The organism is Achromobacter deleyi (assembly GCF_013116765.2).
GTDB classification, from domain to species: Bacteria; Pseudomonadota; Gammaproteobacteria; order Burkholderiales; family Burkholderiaceae_B; genus Achromobacter; species Achromobacter deleyi_A.
This window is the reverse complement of record NZ_CP074375.1, coordinates 1881045-1901000: the sequence shown is the minus strand read 5'-3', so window position 1 is coordinate 1901000 and position 19956 is coordinate 1881045. Positions and strand designations below refer to the sequence as shown.

14 protein-coding genes are annotated in these 19956 nt (G+C 67.6%); 6 read left to right on the top strand and 8 right to left on the bottom strand.

Annotation, left to right across the window (positions count from 1 at the left end; translation table 11 throughout):
* Positions 1-116 precede the first annotated feature (116 nt).
* Positions 117-1322, top strand: a complete 1206-nt coding sequence (locus tag HLG70_RS08515; protein WP_171662197.1) for an alpha/beta hydrolase family protein — start codon at positions 117-119, stop codon at positions 1320-1322.
* Positions 1323-1379: 57 nt separating this feature from the next.
* Positions 1380-3293: a B12-binding domain-containing radical SAM protein gene (locus HLG70_RS08510; RefSeq protein WP_171662198.1), complete on the top strand. Its 1914-nt coding sequence runs from the start codon at positions 1380-1382 to the stop codon at positions 3291-3293.
* Between the two features lie 32 nt (positions 3294-3325).
* On the opposite strand, the gene HLG70_RS08505 is transcribed toward HLG70_RS08510, so the two are convergent.
* From HLG70_RS08505 to HLG70_RS08495, 3 genes are all read right to left on the bottom strand, one after another.
* Entirely contained in the window at positions 3326-4660 is a 1335-nt protein-coding gene (locus tag HLG70_RS08505; RefSeq protein WP_171662199.1) for an MFS transporter, read from the bottom strand.
* Positions 4661-4866: 206 nt separating this feature from the next.
* The gene (locus HLG70_RS08500) at positions 4867-10218 is read right to left on the bottom strand and encodes an autotransporter domain-containing protein (RefSeq protein WP_171662200.1); all 5352 of its coding nucleotides are present in this window, start codon (positions 10216-10218) and stop codon (positions 4867-4869) included.
* Between the two features lie 208 nt (positions 10219-10426).
* Entirely contained in the window at positions 10427-10996 is a 570-nt protein-coding gene (locus HLG70_RS08495; RefSeq protein WP_171662201.1) for a hypothetical protein, read from the bottom strand.
* 246 nt (positions 10997-11242) lie between these two features.
* Between HLG70_RS08495 and HLG70_RS08490 the strand changes: the two genes are divergently transcribed.
* On the top strand, positions 11243-12079 hold the full coding sequence (locus HLG70_RS08490) for a DUF4189 domain-containing protein (protein WP_171662202.1): 837 nt from the start codon (positions 11243-11245) through the stop codon (positions 12077-12079).
* A gap of 52 nt (positions 12080-12131) precedes the next feature.
* On the opposite strand, the gene HLG70_RS08485 is transcribed toward HLG70_RS08490, so the two are convergent.
* The 4 genes from HLG70_RS08485 to HLG70_RS08470 all read right to left on the bottom strand — a co-directional run bounded on the left by HLG70_RS08485 (position 12132) and on the right by HLG70_RS08470 (position 15910).
* Entirely contained in the window at positions 12132-13121 is a 990-nt protein-coding gene (locus HLG70_RS08485; protein WP_171662203.1) for a tripartite tricarboxylate transporter substrate binding protein, read from the bottom strand.
* Positions 13122-13166: 45 nt separating this feature from the next.
* Entirely contained in the window at positions 13167-14210 is a 1044-nt protein-coding gene (locus HLG70_RS08480) for a hydroxyacid dehydrogenase (RefSeq protein WP_171662204.1), read from the bottom strand.
* A complete protein-coding gene (locus HLG70_RS08475; protein WP_171662205.1) occupies positions 14207-14875 on the bottom strand; it encodes an RraA family protein in 669 nt (222 codons plus the stop codon). Before HLG70_RS08475 ends, HLG70_RS08480 begins: the two co-directional genes overlap by 4 nt.
* Before the next feature lie 135 nt (positions 14876-15010).
* The gene (locus HLG70_RS08470) at positions 15011-15910 is read right to left on the bottom strand and encodes a LysR family transcriptional regulator (RefSeq protein ID WP_171662206.1); all 900 of its coding nucleotides are present in this window, start codon (positions 15908-15910) and stop codon (positions 15011-15013) included.
* A 171-nt stretch (positions 15911-16081) separates the two neighbouring features.
* Here HLG70_RS08470 and HLG70_RS08465 point away from each other — a divergent pair, with 171 nt between their 5' ends.
* The 3 genes from HLG70_RS08465 (at position 16082) to HLG70_RS08455 (ending at position 18998) form a co-directional block, all read left to right on the top strand.
* Positions 16082-17275, top strand: a complete 1194-nt coding sequence (locus HLG70_RS08465; protein WP_171662207.1) for an alpha-hydroxy acid oxidase — start codon at positions 16082-16084, stop codon at positions 17273-17275.
* 195 nt (positions 17276-17470) lie between these two features.
* Positions 17471-18319: a hypothetical protein gene (locus HLG70_RS08460; RefSeq protein WP_234103004.1), complete on the top strand. Its 849-nt coding sequence runs from the start codon at positions 17471-17473 to the stop codon at positions 18317-18319.
* A gap of 4 nt (positions 18320-18323) precedes the next feature.
* Positions 18324-18998 (top strand): hypothetical protein, encoded by a 675-nt coding sequence (locus HLG70_RS08455; RefSeq protein ID WP_171662628.1) that lies wholly within the window; start codon positions 18324-18326, stop codon positions 18996-18998.
* Here the strand turns inward: HLG70_RS08455 and HLG70_RS08450 are convergent.
* Positions 18976-19944 (bottom strand): LysR family transcriptional regulator, encoded by a 969-nt coding sequence (locus HLG70_RS08450; RefSeq protein ID WP_171662208.1) that lies wholly within the window; start codon positions 19942-19944, stop codon positions 18976-18978. The genes HLG70_RS08455 and HLG70_RS08450 overlap by 23 nt on opposite strands.
* Positions 19945-19956: the final 12 nt, after the last annotated feature.

Genomic DNA, 19956 nt, shown 5'->3' with positions numbered 1-19956 from the left:
AGACGGTATCGCAAGACAAGCGCAGCTCATGTAGCCTGCGGGTTCGGGACCAATGCGTGTGGGCAGTCCCGCCTTCCTCTGCGTCGTGCTTACCCTGACAGTTGCGGAGAACCACCATGGGCCTGGCTTTCAAGAACGATCTCCACGACGACTTTGGCACGCGGCCCGTGGCCTACCTGCCTTATGGGGGCGCGGATCTGGGTGAAATTCTGGCGGTCGGACGCGCCGTCGGGGACGGCGACGACTCGGCCTTCCACGAGGCCTGGGTCGCCGCCGGCGACCGGCTGGCGGCGCAGGCCCAAGAGGCAGAGCGCCGCGGCCTCGACGCAAGCGCCAGGGAACTGTTCCTGCGCGCAAGCGCGTTCTATGCCACTTCCTACCGCCCGCTCTATGGCGCGCCGGTGGATCCGCGCCTGGTGGCCGCCTTCCGCAAGCAGGTCGACGCATTCAACCAAGGGCTGGCGCTGTCGAGATTTCCCGTGGCTCCGCTGCGCATTCCGTTCGAGAACACGTCCATGCCCGCGTACCTCATTCCCGCCGTGGGGCGCGAGGCCGAGGTCCGGCCGCTTCTCATCCTGACGAACGGATACGACGCCACCATCACCGACATGTACTTTGCCTCGGCCGTGGCCGCCACCCGACGGGGCTATCACTGCCTGGTGTTCGACGGGCCTGGCCAGGGCGGGATGCTCTATGAACAGGGCATAGCCCTGCGCCCCGATTGGGAGACGGTCGTCCGGGCTGTGGTGGATTGCGCCGCGGGTCTGCCCCTGGTTGACGAGCGGCGCATTGTGCTGAGCGGCTGGAGCCTCGGCGGCCATCTTGCGCCCCGAGCCGCGTCTGGCGAGCATCGGCTGGCCGCCTGTATCGCCGACCCGGGGCAGTGGAGCCTTGCCGGGCTGATCCGTCCCCTGGTGCTCAAGTTTGGCGCTTCCCCTCAAGGCGCGGCCAATCTGGGAGAACTCGAGCAGCCGGTGCTGGACAGGCTGGCTCAGTTCTTGCTGTCGAATCCTGCATTCAAATGGAAAATCGTCCAGCGTGGCTTCTGGGTCCATGGGGTCGACAATCTGCGCGATTATCTGTGTTCGATCGAGCAATTCACGATGGACGGCCGCGTCGGCGAGATCGCTTGCCCGACGCTCATGACGCTGGCCGAGAACGACCCCCTGGCCGGGGGCACCCAGGCATTTTTCGATCAACTGCGCTGTCCCAAGGAACTGCTGCGCTTTTCGGCGGCCGAGGGCGCCGGCGATCACTGCGAGACGGCCAACCGGTCGCTCCTGAACCGCCGCGTGCTGGATTGGCTGGATGGGGTGTTGTGAGCGCTGCCTATAATTACGCCAATCCCCGCTTTTTTACGGCAGTCCCTGCCGTGCCTAATGTCCAACTTGCCTTTACGCGTGCTGTCCGTCATCCCGCCGATGACGCAGCTGAATACGCCTTATCCGTCCACCGCCTACCTGACCGGTTTTTTGCGCTCGCGCGGGGTGACATCGTTCCAGGAAGACCTGGCGCTTGCCCTGGTGCTGCGGCTGCTGTCCGTGGACGGCCTGCGGGCCGTGGCGGAACGGGTAGACGCGCTGCCGATTGCAAAGCACACGCCGGCGATCCAGGCCTTCGTGGCCATGCAGGCCCGCTACCTGTCCACGATAGGGCCGACGATCGCGTTCCTTCAAGGCCGCGATCCCACCCTGGCGCACCGTATCGTGGGCCGCAATTTCCTGCCCGAGGGCCCGCGGTTCAGCACGCTGGACGTGTACATGGACGAAGATGGCGGCGATCCCCTGGGTTGGGCATTCGGCGCGCTGGGCTTGCATGATCGCGCCAAGCACCTGGCCACCCTGTATCTGAACGATCTGGCGGACGTGCTGCGTGACGCCATCGACTCGCGATTCGAGTTCGTCCGCTATGCCGAATCGCTGGCGGGCAGCCAGCCCACCTTCGACCCCCTGGCCCAGGCCCTGGCGGCGCCCCTGAACCTGGTGGACGACACGCTGCGCGACCTGACGATAGAAGCCCTGGCGCGCCACGCGCCGACGATGGTGCTGGTGTCGGTGCCGTTTCCCGGCGCCGTTTACGCCGCCTTCCGGATCGCCCAGGCCATCAAGGCGCAAAACCCGGCCATCGTCACCGTGCTGGGCGGCGGTTTCGTCAATACCGAGCTGCGCGAATTGAAAGACCCGCGCGTGTTCGATTATTTCGATTACGTCACCCTGGATGCCGGCGAGCGCCCCTTGCAGGCCCTGATGGAGCATGTGGAAGGCAAGCGTTCGCGGCAGCGCCTGGTGCGCACCTTCCTGCGCGACGGCGACACCGGAGCCGTGCGGTACGTGAACATGGTCGAGCCCGATGTCGCGTTTGCGGAAGTGGGCACCCCCACCTGGGACGGCCTGCCTCTGGATCGCTATCTGTCGCTGCTGGACATGCTGAACCCGATGCACCGCCTGTGGAGCGACGGGCGCTGGAACAAGCTGACCGTGGCGCATGGCTGCTATTGGAAGAAATGCAGTTTCTGCGATGTCAGCCTGGACTATATCGGCCGCTACGAGGGCGCATCGGCCACGGTGCTGGCCGACCGCATTGAAACCATCGTGCGCGAGACCGGGCAGACCGGCTTTCATTTCGTCGACGAAGCCGCGCCGCCCAAGTCGCTGAAGGCACTGGCGACCGAACTGATCGAACGCAATGCCGGTATTTCGTGGTGGGGCAATATCCGCTTCGAAAAAACCTTCACGCCGGAACTGTGCGAGCTGCTGGCCGATAGCGGCTGTATCGCCGTGTCGGGCGGGTTGGAAGTGGCCTCGGACCGGCTGCTGAACCTGATGAAGAAGGGCGTGTCGGTCGACCAGGTGGCGCGGGTGACGCGCGCATTCACCGATGCCGGCGTCCTGGTGCATGCGTACCTGATGTACGGTTTTCCCACGCAGACGGTGCAGGACACCGTCGATGCGCTGGAGTATGTGCGGCAGCTGTTCGAGAACGACTGCATCCAGAGCGGCTTTTTCCACCGCTTTGCCTGTACGGTCCATTCGCCGGTGGGAAAAAACCCCGAGGAATACGGGGTGACGCTGCAGCCTTTGCCTCCGGTCACGTTCGCCAAGAACGATATCGGCTTTCATGACCCCACGGGCGTGGACCACGACGCGCTGGGCAAGGGGCTGAAGAAGGCCATCTACAACTATATGCACGGCATCGGCCTGGACGAGGACGTGCGCAGCTGGTTTCCCTTCAAGGTGCCGCGTACCACCGTGGCGCGCAACCGCATCAGCCGCGCCCTGAGCCAGCGCGGCTAGGGCCTGTCCGCCTTGCGCAGGCCCGGGTCCGGCTACGCCGCCGGCGGCGTGTCCTGCGCGGTCGAGAGTACCGGTTGCGCGGCCCCGGCGCCGGGGACCACGTTGGTCAGGTCCTCGGTCATTTCGTGGTCCAGGGCGCCTTGCATCAGGTCTTCGGTCACTCGCAGCTCGACGCCGACGGGAGACATTTGCGCGGCCGCGGCGAACGGGGCGACGGGCGCGGGGGCAGGGCGTTCGCCACGGCGCCACGTGAAGAAGGTCACCAGGCCCAGGTTGAGCAGGGCGAAGCACCAGAACAGGCCGGCTTCGCCGAATTTCGCCATCACGGGCGAGATCACCAGCGGACTCAGCGCCGAACCCAGCGAGTTGATCAGCAGCAGGCCCTGGATCATGCGCACCAGCGCATCGGCCGGCGCCCGGTCCGCGGCATGGCTGACGGCCACCGGATAGATGGCGAACACGCCGCCGCCCAGCAGGAACAGCAGCACGATCAGCAGCGGCGAGCCGGCAGGCAGCAGCAGGATCAGCAGGCTGAGCACGGCGCAAAAGACGGCCAGTGCGATCAGAACCACCTGGCGGTCGCGCAGGTCGGACCAGCGGCCGACCGGGTACTGCAGCACCATGGCGCCCAGGATCACGGCGCCCATCATCTTGCCCACCTGGGCCATGTCCAGGCCGATGCGCTGCAGATACAGCGGCAACAGGGTGTAGATGGCGGCGATGGCCACGCCTGAACCGAAGCAGCCCATCACGCCGGTGGGCGTCATGCGCGCCAGGTGCTGCGGCAACAGCGGCTCCACGCGTTCCACCAGGGGCGAGACGCGCGGGATGATGACCATGGGCAGCACCGACAGCGAGGCCAGCAGCCCGGCCACCATGAACGGCGCCATGTCGCCCAGTTGGGTGATGGCGCCAAGCTGGACCTGGCCCAGCATGCCGGAACCGTACAGGGAGATCATGTAGAGCGCCAGCAGGCGGCCGCGCATCTTGGGGTCGCCCGCCAGCAGCAGCCAGCTCTCGACCACCAGGAATACGCCCACGCTGGCCCAGCCGTTGATCAGCCGCAGCATGAACCACGCTTCGCGATTGAAGATCAGGCCCTGCAGCAGCACCGTGACGGCGATGAGCGAGGCAAAGCTGCTGTAGGCGCGGATATGGCCGATGCGCAGGATCAGGCGGTCGTTGAAGATGGCGCCCAGCGTCAGGCCGATGAAGTACGACGAGGAAATGATGCCGATGACGGTGGCCGATTCGCCGGCCGCGTCCAACTGCAGGGTCGTAAGGGAAGAAATGAAAGCGTTGCCGATGCAGACAACGAACAAGCCAAGTAGAGGCCCAAGCACCAGGGCCAACAACTGCCGAGACATGAAATCCTCGATTCCGAAAAGCGCAAAAAAATCCGGTGCTACCGGACGACCGTTAGGTAAAGCCAGGGGGATGCGCATGGCCTGCTTGGCTGTCTGCCTGGCCCCCGGGGGGCCATGCCATGCGCTGGGGTGCTAGCCGGCAGCCGCGCGCGGGGCGCGGGCCGTCTGGAATCCGGCGCGGATTGTAGCGCCGTTTGCGGGGACGCTCAGAACCGGTAGCGCACGTCCAGTGTGCCGGAGTTCTGGCGGTTGCCTTGGCCGAACTGGCCGCCGTAGATCAGGCCCACCGTGGTGCGCTTGCTGACCTCCATGCCCACGCCCAGCTCGATCACCGCCGCGTCGCGCGCGATCGGCGTGCCGGTGGCCGTGAACGAGTCGCTGCCCTGGACGAAGGACAGGGTGCTGGCCGGGTTGAGGTCGCCGAAGGCATGGCGCCAGCCCAGCGTGCCATGCACATGGCCGCGTGCGCCCGCGCTTTCGAAGGTGGTCAGCGCGTGCAGGCCCAGCGTGGTGGTGGTCACGCTGTTGCGGCCGCTTTCGCCGCGCAGCGCCGCGTCGCCGCCCGTTTCGGAGAAGCCGCGCGTACGCAGGTCGCTGTAGTTGGCGCCGATGAAGGGTTCGAGCGTGATGCGGTCGTTCAGCGGCACGGCGTAGCCGAGCTCGGTGAAGACCTGGCCGGTGCTGGCGCCGTAGCTGGCCTTCAGGGTCTGGTCCAAGCCCGCGGCGGCAGTGCTGCGCTGGGTGTCCAGGTCGTGCCAGGTATAGGCGGCGCCCAGGCTCAGGTTGATCTTGCCGGCGCCGGTCTCGAAGGCCTTGCCGCCATAGACGGTGACGCTGTAGCTGTCGGCTTCGGAGCTGGAGGCGCGGTCGCTGGTCCGGCTGCGGCTGTTGGTGTAGCCGAGGGCGCCGCCCAGGCGCCAGCCGCCGCCGACGGCCTGGTCGCCGCCGACGGTTACGCCGGCGTCGGACTGGGTCGTCCTGGCGGCGTTGTCATTGCCGGCCAGCGTGGTCCAGTTGCCGAATACCTGCGTCCACAGTGGTTGCGCGGCCGCTTGAGGCAGCGCCGCCGCGTCGCCCAGGCCCAGCTGGGCGGTCGGCACGCCGGGCATCCAGCCTGCGTTGAGGTTGGCGCGCAGGCGCGTCATCGGCGCCTGCGTGAAGGTGCTGGTCACGCCTTGCAGGCCCGAGATGGCGCTGGCGTGCGATTCGCCGGAGACGGCGTTGAAGGCCGCGGCGGGCGAGTTTTTGGGCAGGTTCAGCACATGCTGGTAGAGCGCACTGCCGGAGCTCAGGCTTTGCAGTGCCCGGGCCACGGCGCGCTGGTTGCCGGTGAAGGCGGCGTCGACGAACTGGATGGGGCGAGTGCCCGCGCCATTGTCGGCGGGCACTTCTTTCAAGTTCACGACCAGGTCGACCTTGTTGCTGTCGTAGGACAGCGAGGGCGTCAGGAAGGCGAGGTTGCTGGAGACCGAGTCAAAACGCCCCTGCACGCCGTTGCCGGCTGTCAGGATGGTGTAGGTGGTCGACGGGGCATAGTTGCCGTTCTGGGCAAGCTGCACGACCGAGCCCGCCAGGTTGGCCGTGCCGGCCACGTGCACGCTGCTGTGCTGGCCGTCGGCGGTGGTGGCAACGCGATAGGCGGAGCCGGGCTGGAAGTTCAGGTCGCCCAGCAGGGTCATGCGGCCCAGGGGAGAGCCGGCGTTGCCCGGCGACAGCGTGGCGCCGGCGCCGACCGTCACGGTGTTGAGTGTGCCGACGCCTGCCAGCGTCGTGCCGGCGGCGGCCTGGACCGTGCCGCCCAGCTTGCCGTCGACCTGCAGGGTGCCGGCCGACAGCTGGGTGGCGCCGGCGTAGCCGCTGCTGTCGCCCGTCAGGGCCAGCGCGCCCGCGCCGAGCTTGGCCATCGCGCCCGCGCCGGACAGCGCGCCGCCATAGACGGAATCGTTCGAGCGGTTGAAGACGAGGCTGCCGTTGTTGACGACGTTGCCGGCCAGCGAGCCCGAGGCGCCGCCATCGCCGACCTGCAGCAGACCAGATTCGATCGTGGTGGCGCCGGTGTAGGTATTCTGGCCCGTCAGCACCAGGGCGCCGGTGCCGGCGTGGCGCAATTCGCCCGCGCCGCTGACATTGCCGCCCAAGAGCACGCGGTCGCTGCGCTTGATGGCCAGCGTGGCGCCGCCTGCGATATCGACGTTGCCGGCAATGCTGCCCGAGGTTGCGCCATCGCCCACCTGCAGCGTGCCGGCCTGGATCGACGTGCCGCCAAGATAGGCATTGTTTCCGGTCAGCACCAGGGTGCCCGCGCCCAGCTTGGCCAGGCGGCCGTTGCCCGCCAGGGACTGCGCCACGGTGTAGGTGTTGCCGGCATCGGCGATGTCGAAGCCGCCGCCCGCCGCGCCCAGGCTGATGTTTCGGGCCGTGGCATGGTAGGCCGTGCCGGTCACGCGCAGCGTGCCGCCCTGGAAGTCCAGGCCGGCCGCCGCGTCGCCGAGGTTGGCGTCGCGCGACACCGACAAGGTCCCCGCGCTCAGGCGCGTGGCCTGCGTGTAGGCATTGGCGCCGTTGAGCACCAGGGTGCCCAGCCCGGTCTTGTTGATGCCGTCGCCGGTCAGCGTATTGTCGATCGTGGTGGTCCAGGCCGCGGAGGCCGCGCTGCCGTCGCCGATACGCACTTCGCCCAGTGCGCCGGGCGTGGTGCCGGTCAGCGCGAGGGCGCTGCCGTCCAGCACGTAGCCGTCGCTGATGAACTGCATGCCTTGCGCAGCGATGGGGGACCCGGTCACCGTCACTATGCCGGGGGCGCCGCCAAAGATCGCGAAGGCGTCCGCGGGCTGGCGGGGCGCGGTCACGCTGCCGGTGGCGTCGGTCCAGTTCGCTGCGGTCGACGACCAGACGCCGGAGCCGCCGCCCATCTGGGTGGGGCTGGCCAGTTTGTCGGCGTTCCAGAAATTGAGCTCCACGCCCACCGTGCTGATCAGGTTGATCTGCTTGGAATCGCTGTTTATCTGAATGCCCAAGCCCGCGGACGACGGGAGGAGGCCGCCGTTGGACGCGGTCAGCGAGCCGGTGTAATCGAACAGCCGGTATACCCCTACACCGAAGCCGCCCGCATCCTGTACGTTGAGCAGGGCGCCACCCAATTGCAGGTTGCCGTTGACCGTCACGCTGTGGCTGAGGCCGGACGCGCCCAGGTTGAATTCGGCCACGCTGTTCTGAGCCAGGGTCAGGTCGCCATTGACGGTGAACACGCCGCCCGGATTGCCCGGGGCAAGGCGGCCGCCGGCCTGGACGATCACGTCGCCGTTGACCTGTCCAAAGCCGCCCAGCCTGGCGGTGTTTGCCACGGTGATGTTGCCGTTGACGCGGGCCGTGGCCTGCGAGGCATCCGCGCCGACCTGCAGCGCGCCTCCGGTCACCTGGGTCGCGCCGGTATAGGTATTGGCGCCGTTCAAGGCCAGCGTGCCGGTTCCCGTCTTGGTCAGGCCGCCCGTGCCCGAGATGACGCCTGCGTAGGCTCCCGCGCCCAAAGTCAGGGTGTTGACGCCAAGCCTTACCTCGCCGCCATTGCCGCTCAGTGTTCCCAGGGTCTGGCTGCCGCCGCCGGACAAGTCGAACGTGCCGGCGGTGTTGACCGCCACCGCCGAGTCCGCCCGCAGGCTGCCGCCCGCCAGGGACAGCGTGCCGCCGTTTACCGTCACGCCGCCCGTGAAAGTGTTGGCGCCGGCAAGGGTCTGGGTGCCCGTGCCCGCCTTCACCAGGGCGCCCGCGCCCGAGATCACGCCGTTGAACATACCGTTGAGGGGGCCGTCCAGGGTCAGCGTATTCGCGTTCAGCAGGACGCTGCCCGAGCCCACCAGGGTGCTCAGCGTCTGGTTGCCCGCGTTGCTCAGATCCAGCGTCGTGGCGGTCTGCACATTCACTGCCCCGGTGGGCAGGCTGCCGCTCGGGCCGACCGCCAGCGTGCCGGCCGAGATGGTCGTGCCGCCGGCGTAGGTGTTCTGGCCCCCCAGCGTCAGCGTGCCCGCGCCTTCCTTGCGCAGCGAGCCTAAGCCGGAGATGGCGCCGGCATAGGCGCCGTTGCTGCTTTGGGAGAATGTCAGCAAGCCGTGATTGACGATATTGCCTTGCAGGCTGTTGGTGTCGCCCGTCAGGGAGGCAGTGCCGCCGACAGTGGTTCCGCCCGTGTAGTTGCTGATCCCGCGCAGACTGAGCGTGCCGATGCCGGTGACATTGAGGCCCCCGGTCCCCGTCAGCAGGCCGGACAGGGAGAAGCTGTTCGCGCCCGTCGTCGTCAGGCCGCCGACGCCCAGCTCGATGGTGTTGCCAAACGTCAGGCCGGCGGTGCCGGCCGAAATGCTGCCGCCCCGGGCGTTGATCTGGCTCGGGCCGAACACGCCGATATTCGCCAGGTTGGCCAGGCCGCCGTTGAGTTCGATATTGCCGCTGCCCGTGCTTACCAGCGACGAGCCATCCAGATTCCAGGTGCCGCTGTTGATGCGCACATTCCGGAAGTTGAGATAGGTGTCGCCGTAGATGGTGGTGACCGCGCCGCCGGTCCCGCTGCCCGTGCCCGCCGTCGGCAGGACGTTTTGCAGGACCAGCGTGTTGCTGCCGCCAGCGCCGCCGTCGACCTTGCCGGGGGGGGCATAGCGCAGGCCCGCCATGCCGGCTACGGTCAGGTCCGCCGTGGCGGTGCCATTCCCGCGCGTGAGCACGGAGCCGGACACGGCGGTAAAGGTATTGGCGCTGCCGCCCTGGCCTAGCGACACGCTGCCCGCGATGGTGCCGGCATTGACGAAGCTGTTGCCTGCCCCAGGGCTACCGGAAGCCGCGAGCGCGATGCGGCCGGTGATCGTACCCGTACTTTCATTGACGAAGTTCACCTGACCGCCGCCGCTGGCGGCGATCACCGGCATATCCTCGCCGGCCATCGTCAAGGCCGCGAGCGGCTTGCTGTATATCATGCCCGCGTTGCTCAGATGGCTGAGGCCGCCGGTGCCGTTCTGCACGACCAGCGCCATGCCGTCCACGTCGGGGAGGCTGCTGCCAATCAAGCCCATGCTGCCGGCGATGGTTCCCGAGGCCATGTTGTAGACCCTGAGGGTGCTGGCGGAGGCATTGCCGACCAGCAGCCCCGTCGACAACACGTAGCGGTCTCCGAACAGATTGACGTCGATCCCGCCGGCGTTCGTCAACGTCACATTGGTGCCGGTCAGGGCCATTGCCGTGCCGCGGTCGGCCACTGGAACCCCGACGGTCGCGCCTGGGGCCACGGTGACGGCGAGGTTGTTCATGGCGCTGCTGAAGCTGGGCGATACCGGATCGGCCGGTCCCATGCACGTTACGTTGGCGCCTGAATCGGTGCAGACGGCCTGAACCGCGGTGCTCAATGCGGACAGGCCGATAGCCAGCGCCACGCGCAGCGCATGACGAGGCGCGCGAGCCGTTACACAGGCGCTCGCGGACGAGGTCCCGCCGCGTGACTGCGACGCGAGTTCGGACGCAGCCTGCCACACGCGCAGCTTGCGGTTCCAGACTAGACGGTAGATGTGATTCAAAGCGTATTCCTCCAGAAGCGGACTGCGAGCCTTCCTCGGTATACGCGCGCGACGTGCCGGCGCTGCGCAAGCGCCATGGCGCCGTCACCGGTCAGCAGGGACCGGCTTTTTTGGGAAAGTTACAGCTATGTGGAGGACTAAGTAACAAAAGTCCGGAAATGGTTCCGTGGACTTCAGCGGAGGCGCTGCCAGGGCAGCGCCGCGGCGGTCATTTCACGACGTAATTGTTCATCTCGTTCTCGCCCGCCCATTTGCGCAGCGACGCGATGAATTCAGGGCACACATTGCCATCGACGCTGGTATCGGTAATGACGCTGTCCTGCATGCGCATCAGCACGGTGCATTCGTAGACCCGCGTGCGGTTCGAGTAGTGGCCGGTGCTGTTCGTCTGGAACACGGGGGTGGCGGCCGAGGTGGGCGTGGCGGCGATCATGCCGACCACCTGCTGGCTGGTGCTGTCGACCACCCATTCCGAGTAGGGGGCGGTCTGGTAGTCCGACCATTCGAACTCCATCGTATTGCCCACGGGCCGCTTCTTGGAGGGCTCGCCGAGTGCGGCGATGGCGTCGTTGATGGAGCGGCCTTCCATGTTCTTGGCCACGTTCACGCTGGGCGAAAACGACAGGCCCGACTTGAACAGCTGGCCCAGCGACGGCATGGTGGAACTGCCGCCGGTGGGCATGGGGGCGCAGCCGGCCAGGCCGGCCACGGCGACGATCAGGCATGCGGACAGCAGGCGTGGCTTGAGGCGGGTCGGATTGTGCTGTTGCGGCTTCATGTTTGTGTCTCTTCGTGACAAGCCATTCGCGGGCGAAGACTCTGTGTCCGGGGGCGAGCGCGCTGCGCGCTTACGTCCTGCTTAAGAAAGTCCGACATTTTTACCGGAAAACGGGGCCATATTCCGGTCAACGAGATGTGAAATTTGTTACGCAATATGCCGGAGGCCGGCCCGCATAGAGGGACAGAGCAGGGAGGGCTTTGCTAAGATCGTCCCCGCTAAATTCACTCGATCCGGTAACCGACGATGATGCCTGCCCGCTTTCTTTCCTTGATCCGCGTTGCGTTCGCCGCGCTTGCCCTGGTGGCAGGCCTGGCCTCTCCCGCGGCGCATGCCGCCGAGAAGCTGTATGGCGGCATCGCCACCGACGGCAAGCACTCCAAGATCTACTGGGAGCTACCGGAAACGTCGGGCAAGGAAGCCGAGGCCGCGGCGTTGGCCGAGTGCCGGCGCGCCGGCGGCAAGGACTGCAAGGTGCTGAGCTGGTTCTCGGACAGCTGCATGGTCTACGCCCGCAACTCGGTCCAGGATCTGTTCCCCGGCAACAGCGTGTCGCCCGAGATGGCGGCCAAGAAGGCTATCCGCCGCTGCACGGCGGGCAGCCCGGACGGGAAGTGCCGCCTGACGACGATGCCGCTGTGCGTGGGCCCCGGCTACAGCGCCGCCGACATGCAGGCCCCGGCGCGCGCCAAGCCCGCCGAACTGGAAGCCCTGTCGGCCCGGCTGAACCAGCGCGCCTACTGGGGCGCCATCGCCGAAAAAGAATCTGGCGACCTGGTCTACTCGGACGGCTATCCCAATGAAAACGACGCGCTGTCGAAGTTGCTGGAATGGGAAGACTGCGTGGGCTGCACCAAGGTCCTGACCTACACGGACAGTTGCGTCGGGCTGGCCTGGGCCAAGGGCACCAAGGGCCGCGGCACCAGCTTCACGGCGCTGAACCCCGACCCGAAGACGGCGCGCGACCAATCGCGCGCCGCCTGCACGGCCAAGACCGGCAACCCGGCCTGCGTGGCCATGGTGCGCTGCTCGGGCCGCGCATACATCGACGGCTACGCCGGCGAAGACGAGAAGCCCAACTAGGGCCGGTGCGAAACTCTTTTCGGTCTGAACAGGCCTGGGGGCTGGCAGGCGCTTACTTGTCCAGCCAGGGTGCGTCCTTCCATAGCTGCTGGAATTCCACTTCGCCGGCAGCCAGTTCCCGGGCGTAGTCCGCCGGCGGCAGGTAGCGCAGCGGGGCGAACATTTCCTTCGCCTTGGCCTGGAACGCCGGATCGTCCACCGTGCGCTTCACGGCGTCGACCAGCTTCGCGCGCACTTCGTCCGGCAGCCCCTTGGGCGCCGCCAGGCCGCGCAGCGAAGCCAGTTCAAAGTCATATCCCTGTTCCTTGAAGGTGGGCACGTCGGGCAGCGCCGCCGAACGCGTCTTGCCCATCTGGCCCAGGAAGCGCAGCGGCGTGCCGCCTTTCTGGTATTGCAGCGCTTCGCCCACGTTGATGGCGCCAATGGTGATCTCGCCGCCCGCCAGCGCCCCGCGCACTTCGCCCGCGCCCTTGTAGGGAATATGGCTGAGCTTGGTGGCGGATGCGCGCTCAAAACGCAGCATGGCCAGGTGGTCGTCCGAGCCCGTGCCGGTCGTGCCGACGGTGGCCTTGCCGGGGTTCTGCCGGGCATAGGCGGACAGGTCGGCCAGGTTTTTCAGCGGGTTGTCCTTCAGCACGGAGAACGCGCCGGGATCGTCTATCAGGTTGCCCAGCAGGTCGTAGCTCTGCCAGCTGAAGTTGGATTTGCGCTCGATCGGGATGGTCAGCAGGTTGGGCGTGTTGATGAAGCCGATGGTATAGCCGTCGGCTTGCGCGCGGGCCAGCTCGGTGAATCCGATGGCCCCGCCCGCGCCCGGGCGGTTCAGCACCACGATGCGCGCGTCGCCGCCCAGGTACTTCTGCAGGAAGGGCGCCATCATGCGGGCCACCAGGTCGGTGCCGCCGCCAGGCCCGTAGGACACGATCAGGTTGATGGGACGTTCCGGATAGCCGGCCGCCTGCGCGGCGCCGCTAAACAGGGCGGCGCCCGCCAGCAGGGTGGCCAGGGTGCGCAGCGTGCGGCGCTTGTATTGTTGTTGCATGGGTTGTCTCCTCTTGGGATGGATCGGCGGCTTGTTGCCGCGCTGTTATTTCAGGTTTGCGATGCGGGCTGCGGCGACAGGCCAGACCTCGGGGTTGACGAGCTGAGGTGGCCGCTCGCCGCGCAGCATCGCGATAAGCTGGGTGGCCGACGAGCGGGCGACATTGCGCCGCGCTTCATGCGTGACGCCCGCCGTGTGAAACGTGGCCACCACGTTGGCCAGGCCCAGCAGCGGGGCATCGGGGGCGGGGGGTTCCTGCTCCCATACGTCCAGGCCGGCGCCGCGCAGGTGCCCGGCGCGCAGCGCATCGTGGAGCGCGGCCTCGTCGTGGATGCCGCCGCGCGCGGTCGAGATGAACACCGCATCCGGCTTCATGGCCGCGAAGGCCCGCGCGCCGAACAGGCCGCGGGTGGAGGCGTCCAGCGGGCAATGCAGCGACACGACGTCGGATTGCGCCAGAAGCTGGTCCAGGGTGACGGGTTCCGCGCCGCGGCTGCGGATGGTGCCGGCGTCCAGCAGCGGGTCATGCGCGATCACGCGCAGGCCGAAGCCTTGAGCGATACGGGCAACGCGCGTGCCGATCTGGCCGATGCCCACCAGCCCGATGACGCCGCCGTGGATCTCATGGCCCATCAGGTCTTCGCGGGTAAAGCCCGTGTCGTGGCGCAGCCGGTTGTGCGATTCGACCACGCGGCGCTGCACGGCCAGCAGCAGCGCGTAGGTATGCTCGGCCACCGACGCGGCATTGCCGCCGGCCTGGTTGACCACCGCGATGCCGGCCGCCGTGCAGGCGGCCACGTCGACCGTGTCGTAACCCGCGCCGCCGGACGACACGCACACCAGGTCCGGGCATTGCGCGATCAGGTCGGCGTTCACGAACCACTGGCGGGGAAGCTCGTCCTTGGCCGCGGACACGTGATAGGCGTGCGCGGTCTTCAGGCCGGCGAGCGTGCGGGCGTCGTCGCCGCGCGCAGGCAGCACCGACAGCGAAATGCCGGGTGCGTCGCCGATGATCTCGTCGAACACCGGGTTCAGCCACAGGTCCAGCCGGCACAGCCTGGCCGTCTTGTCCTTCGCAAGCGCCGTCACAGCACGCCCCTGGCCTTGAGCGTGGCGTCGACCCAGCCGCGGTCCAGCGCGCCGCGCTCGATGTCCTGCAGCACCTTCGCCTCGGATTCGGCGATGGCACGCACGCGCGCCGCGATGGCCGGCGCTTCGTCCGGGCGGATGGCCAGCAGGCCGTCGGCGTCGCCCACCAGCAGATCGCCGGGCAGGACGACCATGCCGTCTATCGTCACCGGCACGTTGATGGCGCCGGGCCCGTCCTTGTAGGGGCCGCGATGCGCGACGCCGCGCGCATAGACCGGGAAGTCGCCCGCGCCCAGCGTTTCGCTGTCGCGGATGGCGCCGTCGATGACGAAGCCGGCCAGCCCGCGCCGGGCGGCCCAGCCGACCATGATCTCGCCGATGATGGCGTTGCTCATGTCGCCGCCTGCGTCCACGACGATGACGTCGCCGGGCTGGGCGGCATCGATGGCCTTGTGCACCATCAGGTTGTCGCCGGGGCGGGTGCGCACCGTGTAGGCGCGGCCCAGGATGCGGCGGGTGCGGTGCATGGGACGCAGCGCGGATGTGCCGGTGGCGCGGCTCATCGCATCGCTGATGTTGGCCACCGCCAGGTCCCGGTAGGCGGCAAGGGTGTCGCGGTCAGGGCCTGGCGGGCAGTCCTGCAGGGTGAATCCAGAATCCGGCATAGCGCTTTGTCTCCGTGGGTGTGCTTTCGAGGCGACTCTACCCTTGGCCAAATTGGAGATAAAGCGAATAATTTTCGGCTCGATGAATCGCTTTTTAGAAACTATTCGGAATTGCCATGGCTGCGGTTGGCGTGACTACACCAGGCCGGTCGGGGCGTGGAAGTCCAGGCAGTCTTCGGCCAGCGCGCGCAGGCTTTCCAGCATGGGCCGGGTGTCATCGCGGCGCCATTGGAAGGTGTAGGGCAGGGGGCGCAAGGGAGCAAAGCCTGGCAATGGCTGCACGTCGCCGCGTTCGATCAGGATCCGCGCCCAGGCGGCGGGCAGAAAACCCAGCCCCAGGCCTTGCCGCAGCATGCCGGCGATCCCGCCCCAGCTGTTGCAGCATTGGTTGCGGCCGGGCGATACGCGCTGCTCCGTCAGCCAGTCGTCCAGAATGCGGATGGCGCCGGAGCTTTGCGGCAAGGTGATGAGCGTCAGGCCCGGCAGATCGGCGGGCGTGAGCGTTGCGGGATCGACCACGGCGCGGGCCGACGCCACCCATTCGAATTCCGCGCTGCCGATCAGGCGCGATGCGATCGAGGCGCGCGACGACGGGCCGGCGATCACCGCGAAGTCCAGTTCGCCTTCCTCGAGGCCGCGTTCCACCAGTTCGCCCACGCCCACGAACGGCTCGACCAGCAGGTTGGGATGCGCCCGCTGGATGGTGTCGATCAGCCGCGGCATCCAGGTCAGTGACGTGAGTTCGCCAGCGCCAAAGCGGCAGCGGCCCGAATAGGTGAGGTTGCTGCTGGCCTGCTGCATGAACTGGTCGGCATTGCGCAGCAGGTCCTTGGCGTGCGGCACCAGCTGTTCGCCCAGCGCCGTCAGCGTGGCGCTGCGGGCGCTGCGGCTGAACAGGTCGGCGCCGATGGAGGCTTCCAGTTCGCCGATGCGCTTGGACAGCGACGATACCGAGATATTCAGCCGGTTCGCGGCGATGGCGAAGTTCTTGCAGGTGGCGGCCCAGTAAAAGGCTTCGAGTTGCTTGAGAGTCATGGCGGGGCTGGAAAGGTTTTGGCCGCAGCTTCAGGGCGAATAAAAGTGTAATAACCAACGTCGATAAAGTCACTTTATTCAAACAGGAGCCGCGCCTATAGTCATCCCGCCATCACCGACGACAACGGCGCGGCGGCTCGCCACGGGCCGGGCGCCACCAGGAGCACCAGCATGTCCGACCCTCTGCGCCACCTGCTCAGCCTGCATGACTTCGAGCCCGCGGCCAAAAAGCGCCTGCCCAAGCCGATCTACGCCTACGTGTCCGGCGCGGTCGAGGACGGCCAGTCCGAACGCGGCAACCGCCAGGCTTTTGCCGAATACGGTTTCCGGCCCAAGGTGCTGGTGGACGTGTCCGGGCGCAGCACCCGGGTCTCGGTGCTGGGCCGCGAGTACGCCGCGCCCGTGGGCGTGGCGCCCATGGGCATATCGGCGCTGTCTGCCTATCGCGGGGACATCGTGCTGGCGCGCGCGGCCTTCGAGGCCGGCGTCCCCTGCATCATGAGCGGGTCGTCCCTGATCCGCCTGGAGACTGTGATGGAGGCCGCGCCGGGCACCTGGTTCCAGGCCTATCTGCCGGGCGACGACGCGCGGATCGCCGCCCTGATCGACAGGGTGGCCGCCGCGGGCGTGTCGACCCTGGTGCTGACGGTGGACACGCCGGTTGCCGCCAATCGCGAGAACAATGTGCGGGCAGGCTTCTCCACCCCGCTGCGGCCCAGCCTGGGACTGGCCTGGCAGGGGCTGACGCATCCGCGCTGGCTGTTCGGAACGTTTCTGCGTACCCTGGCGCGCCATGGAATGCCGCATTTCGAGAACAACTACGCGACGCGCGGCGCGCCCATCCTGTCGGCCAACGTGCTGCGGGACTTTTCGGATCGTGGCCACCTGAACTGGCAGCATGTGGCGGCGATCCGCCGCCGCTGGAAGGGGCAGATGGTGATCAAGGGCATTCTGCACCCGGACGATGCGCGCTCGGCGCGGGCGCTGGGGATGGACGCGGTCATCGTGTCCAACCATGGCGGCCGGCAGCTGGACGGCAGCATCTCGCCCTTGCAGGCCTTGCCCGCCATCGTGGATGCGGCGGGCGGCATGGACGTGATGCTGGACAGCGGCGTGCGGCGCGGGTCGGACGTGCTGAAGGCGATGGCGCTGGGCGCGCGCTGCGTGTTCGTGGGCCGGCCATTCAACTATGCGGCGGCGGTGGTCGGACAACGCGGCGTGGCGCATGCCATTGCGCTGATCGTCGAGGAAGTCCGCCGCAACATGGGGCTGATGGGCGTGGTGGACCTCGGCGCGCTGGACGCGGATTGCCTGCTGCGCCTGTCTGCCGGCGCTTCTTCGGAAGAGGAAGAGACAACGCCGTGAGCAGCACGGCGATGGTCGCCGGGTCCAGCGGGAAGGGATCCCATACGATTGGAACGGGTGCTGGGTTGCTGCTATCTCTCAACGGCGGGGGCCAGCCATATAGAATGCGCACTTCCCAAACGGGCCATCCCTGCCATGGAAGCTGTGCCACATCCGCATCAAACCGTTGTTCCTTGCCATAAGCCGACTGCCCTGATGTGCGCCGGCGTTGCGCTGGCCTTGATGCTGTCGACGCCTGCCGCAACGCAAGCGCAGGTCGCGGCGTCCACGCAGGCCGCGCCTATGCCGGCCGCGCCCCGCGGCAAGGTCACCGAGACGCTGGGCGCCTTCCAGCTGGAGGGAGTTGCGGACTCCCGCCTGCGCCAGATCAAGTATCGCGGCCAGACCTACCGGCCCCTGAACGCGTACGAGTTCATCCACGTCAGGGCGCTGGGGCCGACGATAGGCGGGCAGCCCGTGCTGCTGGCGGTCTCGAACGATTTCATGGGCGTGGGCACGATATTGATCGCGGTGCAGAACGACACGCCGCTTGCCCGGGTGCTGAGTCCCACCGTGGATACCCGGGACCCGGATCTGGGGCTGGCGCAGCCCGGGCGGCAGGATCTGCTGCTGTTCACGGCCGGCTCGCGCGCGCTGGTGACGTCGACGGGGCAGGTGCTGTGGTTCGAGCATCTGCTGCCCAAGGAGTATGTCCGCTCGGTCCCCATGCTGGTATCGGTGTCGCCGGACAACCGCAGCGGCGCCTTGTTGCTGGATGACGAGATCCGGCTGAGCAAGGCGGAAGACGGACCTTACGCCCGCGTGCCGTTCACCAGGGCGATGCAGGGCAAAGCCTTCAAACCACTGTGGGACGAAAGCTACGAGGTCGCCAGAAAGGCGCTCGACGCGGGCAAGCGTATCGACCAGCGCCGTCTGTACGGCAATATGCAGGCCGACTGGATCAACCGGAATTTCCGCTGGCAGCAAGGCAAGGACGGCTGGCAATTCAACGGCCAGGGACTGAACTCCGCGCCGCTTGCCGCCCCGGCCTCGAAGGAGCAATGACGTGATGCGGATCCCGGCTTTTCATTGCAGGCGCGTGCTGCCCCTGGCGCTGGCCGCGCTGCTGGCAGGCTGCGCCGGCCGCGCGGACGTCTACGAGAAACACATCCGCAGCGAAGACGCCAAAGCGGAGGATGCCGTGCTGACGCTGGACGTGGCCTTCGCCCGCGCGCCCGACTACGACCCGAAGTCCCTGGTCTACGGTAGCGCCAAGCCGCGCGTCGAATTCTCGGGCTATCCCAGCATCGACGTGCCGTTCTATCAGAAGGGCCTGGGTTTTGAGCTGGGCGTGCTGGGCGATCCGCGGGCGCTGCTGGCCTTGCCGTATCCGTCGCCCAAGACCGATTCGTCCACCGCGCATCTTAAGATTTTCGGCCAGCGCAAGGACGCCAGACACTACCGCTTCCTGGTCCTGCCCCGGCCGGGATGGAACAGCCTGGAGAGCTTCCAGGTGGAGTTTTCCATCAACGGCCGGCGCGAGGGCATGACCTTCGCCTACAGCACCAAGGCGGTGTGCGAAAGCAGCTTCGATGTGACGACGCCCACCTATGGATTCGCGATGTCGGTGTCGGCGAGCTTTCCCGGCGGCAAGCCGGGCTGCCTGAAAGCGTGCGACGCGCGGCCCGGTTACCCCGGCCATTGCGCGTTCTTCACCGGGTTCACGACGGTGCCCGGCCTGTAGCAGCGGTGTACGGCGGCGCCTGGCCGCCCAGGTCCCGTACCGCGTTTTCGACCAGCCCCTGCAGCCACGCCAGGGCCGGATCCGCCGGGGCGCGGCGGCTGCTGATCATGTCTATGCCGAAGGGGCCGGGGTCGATCTCGGGCGGCAGGGGCCGCAGGCTTAAATCCCTGCCCGCCAGCCGCAGCGCGGCGCGCCGCGCCAGCGTGGCGATCAGGTCCGTGCCCAGCACTGCGTGGGGCAGGGCGACGATATGCGCGAACGTGCAGGCCACGCGCCGCTTGCGGCCCAGCCGCGCCAGGCTGGCGTCCACCACGCCGCGCGCCGAACCGTCGTCGCTGGGCACGAACAGGGCATGCGGCAGCGCCGTGTAGCGCGCCAGGTCCAGCTTGCGCCCGCGCAGGGCGGGATGCCGCTTGTCGGCGATGCAGATGAACTGTTCCTCGTACAGCGGCGTCACGCGCATGCGCTTGGGGGGCGTCAGGTGGCCGCCGATGGCGATGTCGACGCTGCCGTTGTCCAGTTGCTCGTAGATCGTGGCGCGGTCCAGCCGGGCGACGCGCAGGTCCGCGCCGGGCGCTTCGCGCCGCAGGCGGGCAACGATGTGGGGCACGATGACGATGTCGGCGTAGTCGCTGGCCGCGACGGTGAATCGCTGCCCCTGCGCCGCGCGCGGGTCAAAGCCCGCGCCTTGCTCCAGCGCGTGCCGTATCTGGTCCAGCGCGGCGCTGATGGCGGGCATTAGCGCCGTGGCCCGGGGGGTGGGCTGCATGCCCTCGGCCGTGCGCAGGAACAGCTCGTCCTTGAAGACGCCGCGCAGGCGGTTCAGTGCGCTGCTGACCGATGGCTGGGCGCGATGGATGCGCTGGCCGGCCAGCGTCACGTTGCGCGTTTCGTACAACGCCTCGAAGGTCACCAGCAGGTTCAGATCGACCGATGAAAGATTCATGCCGTCAATAGT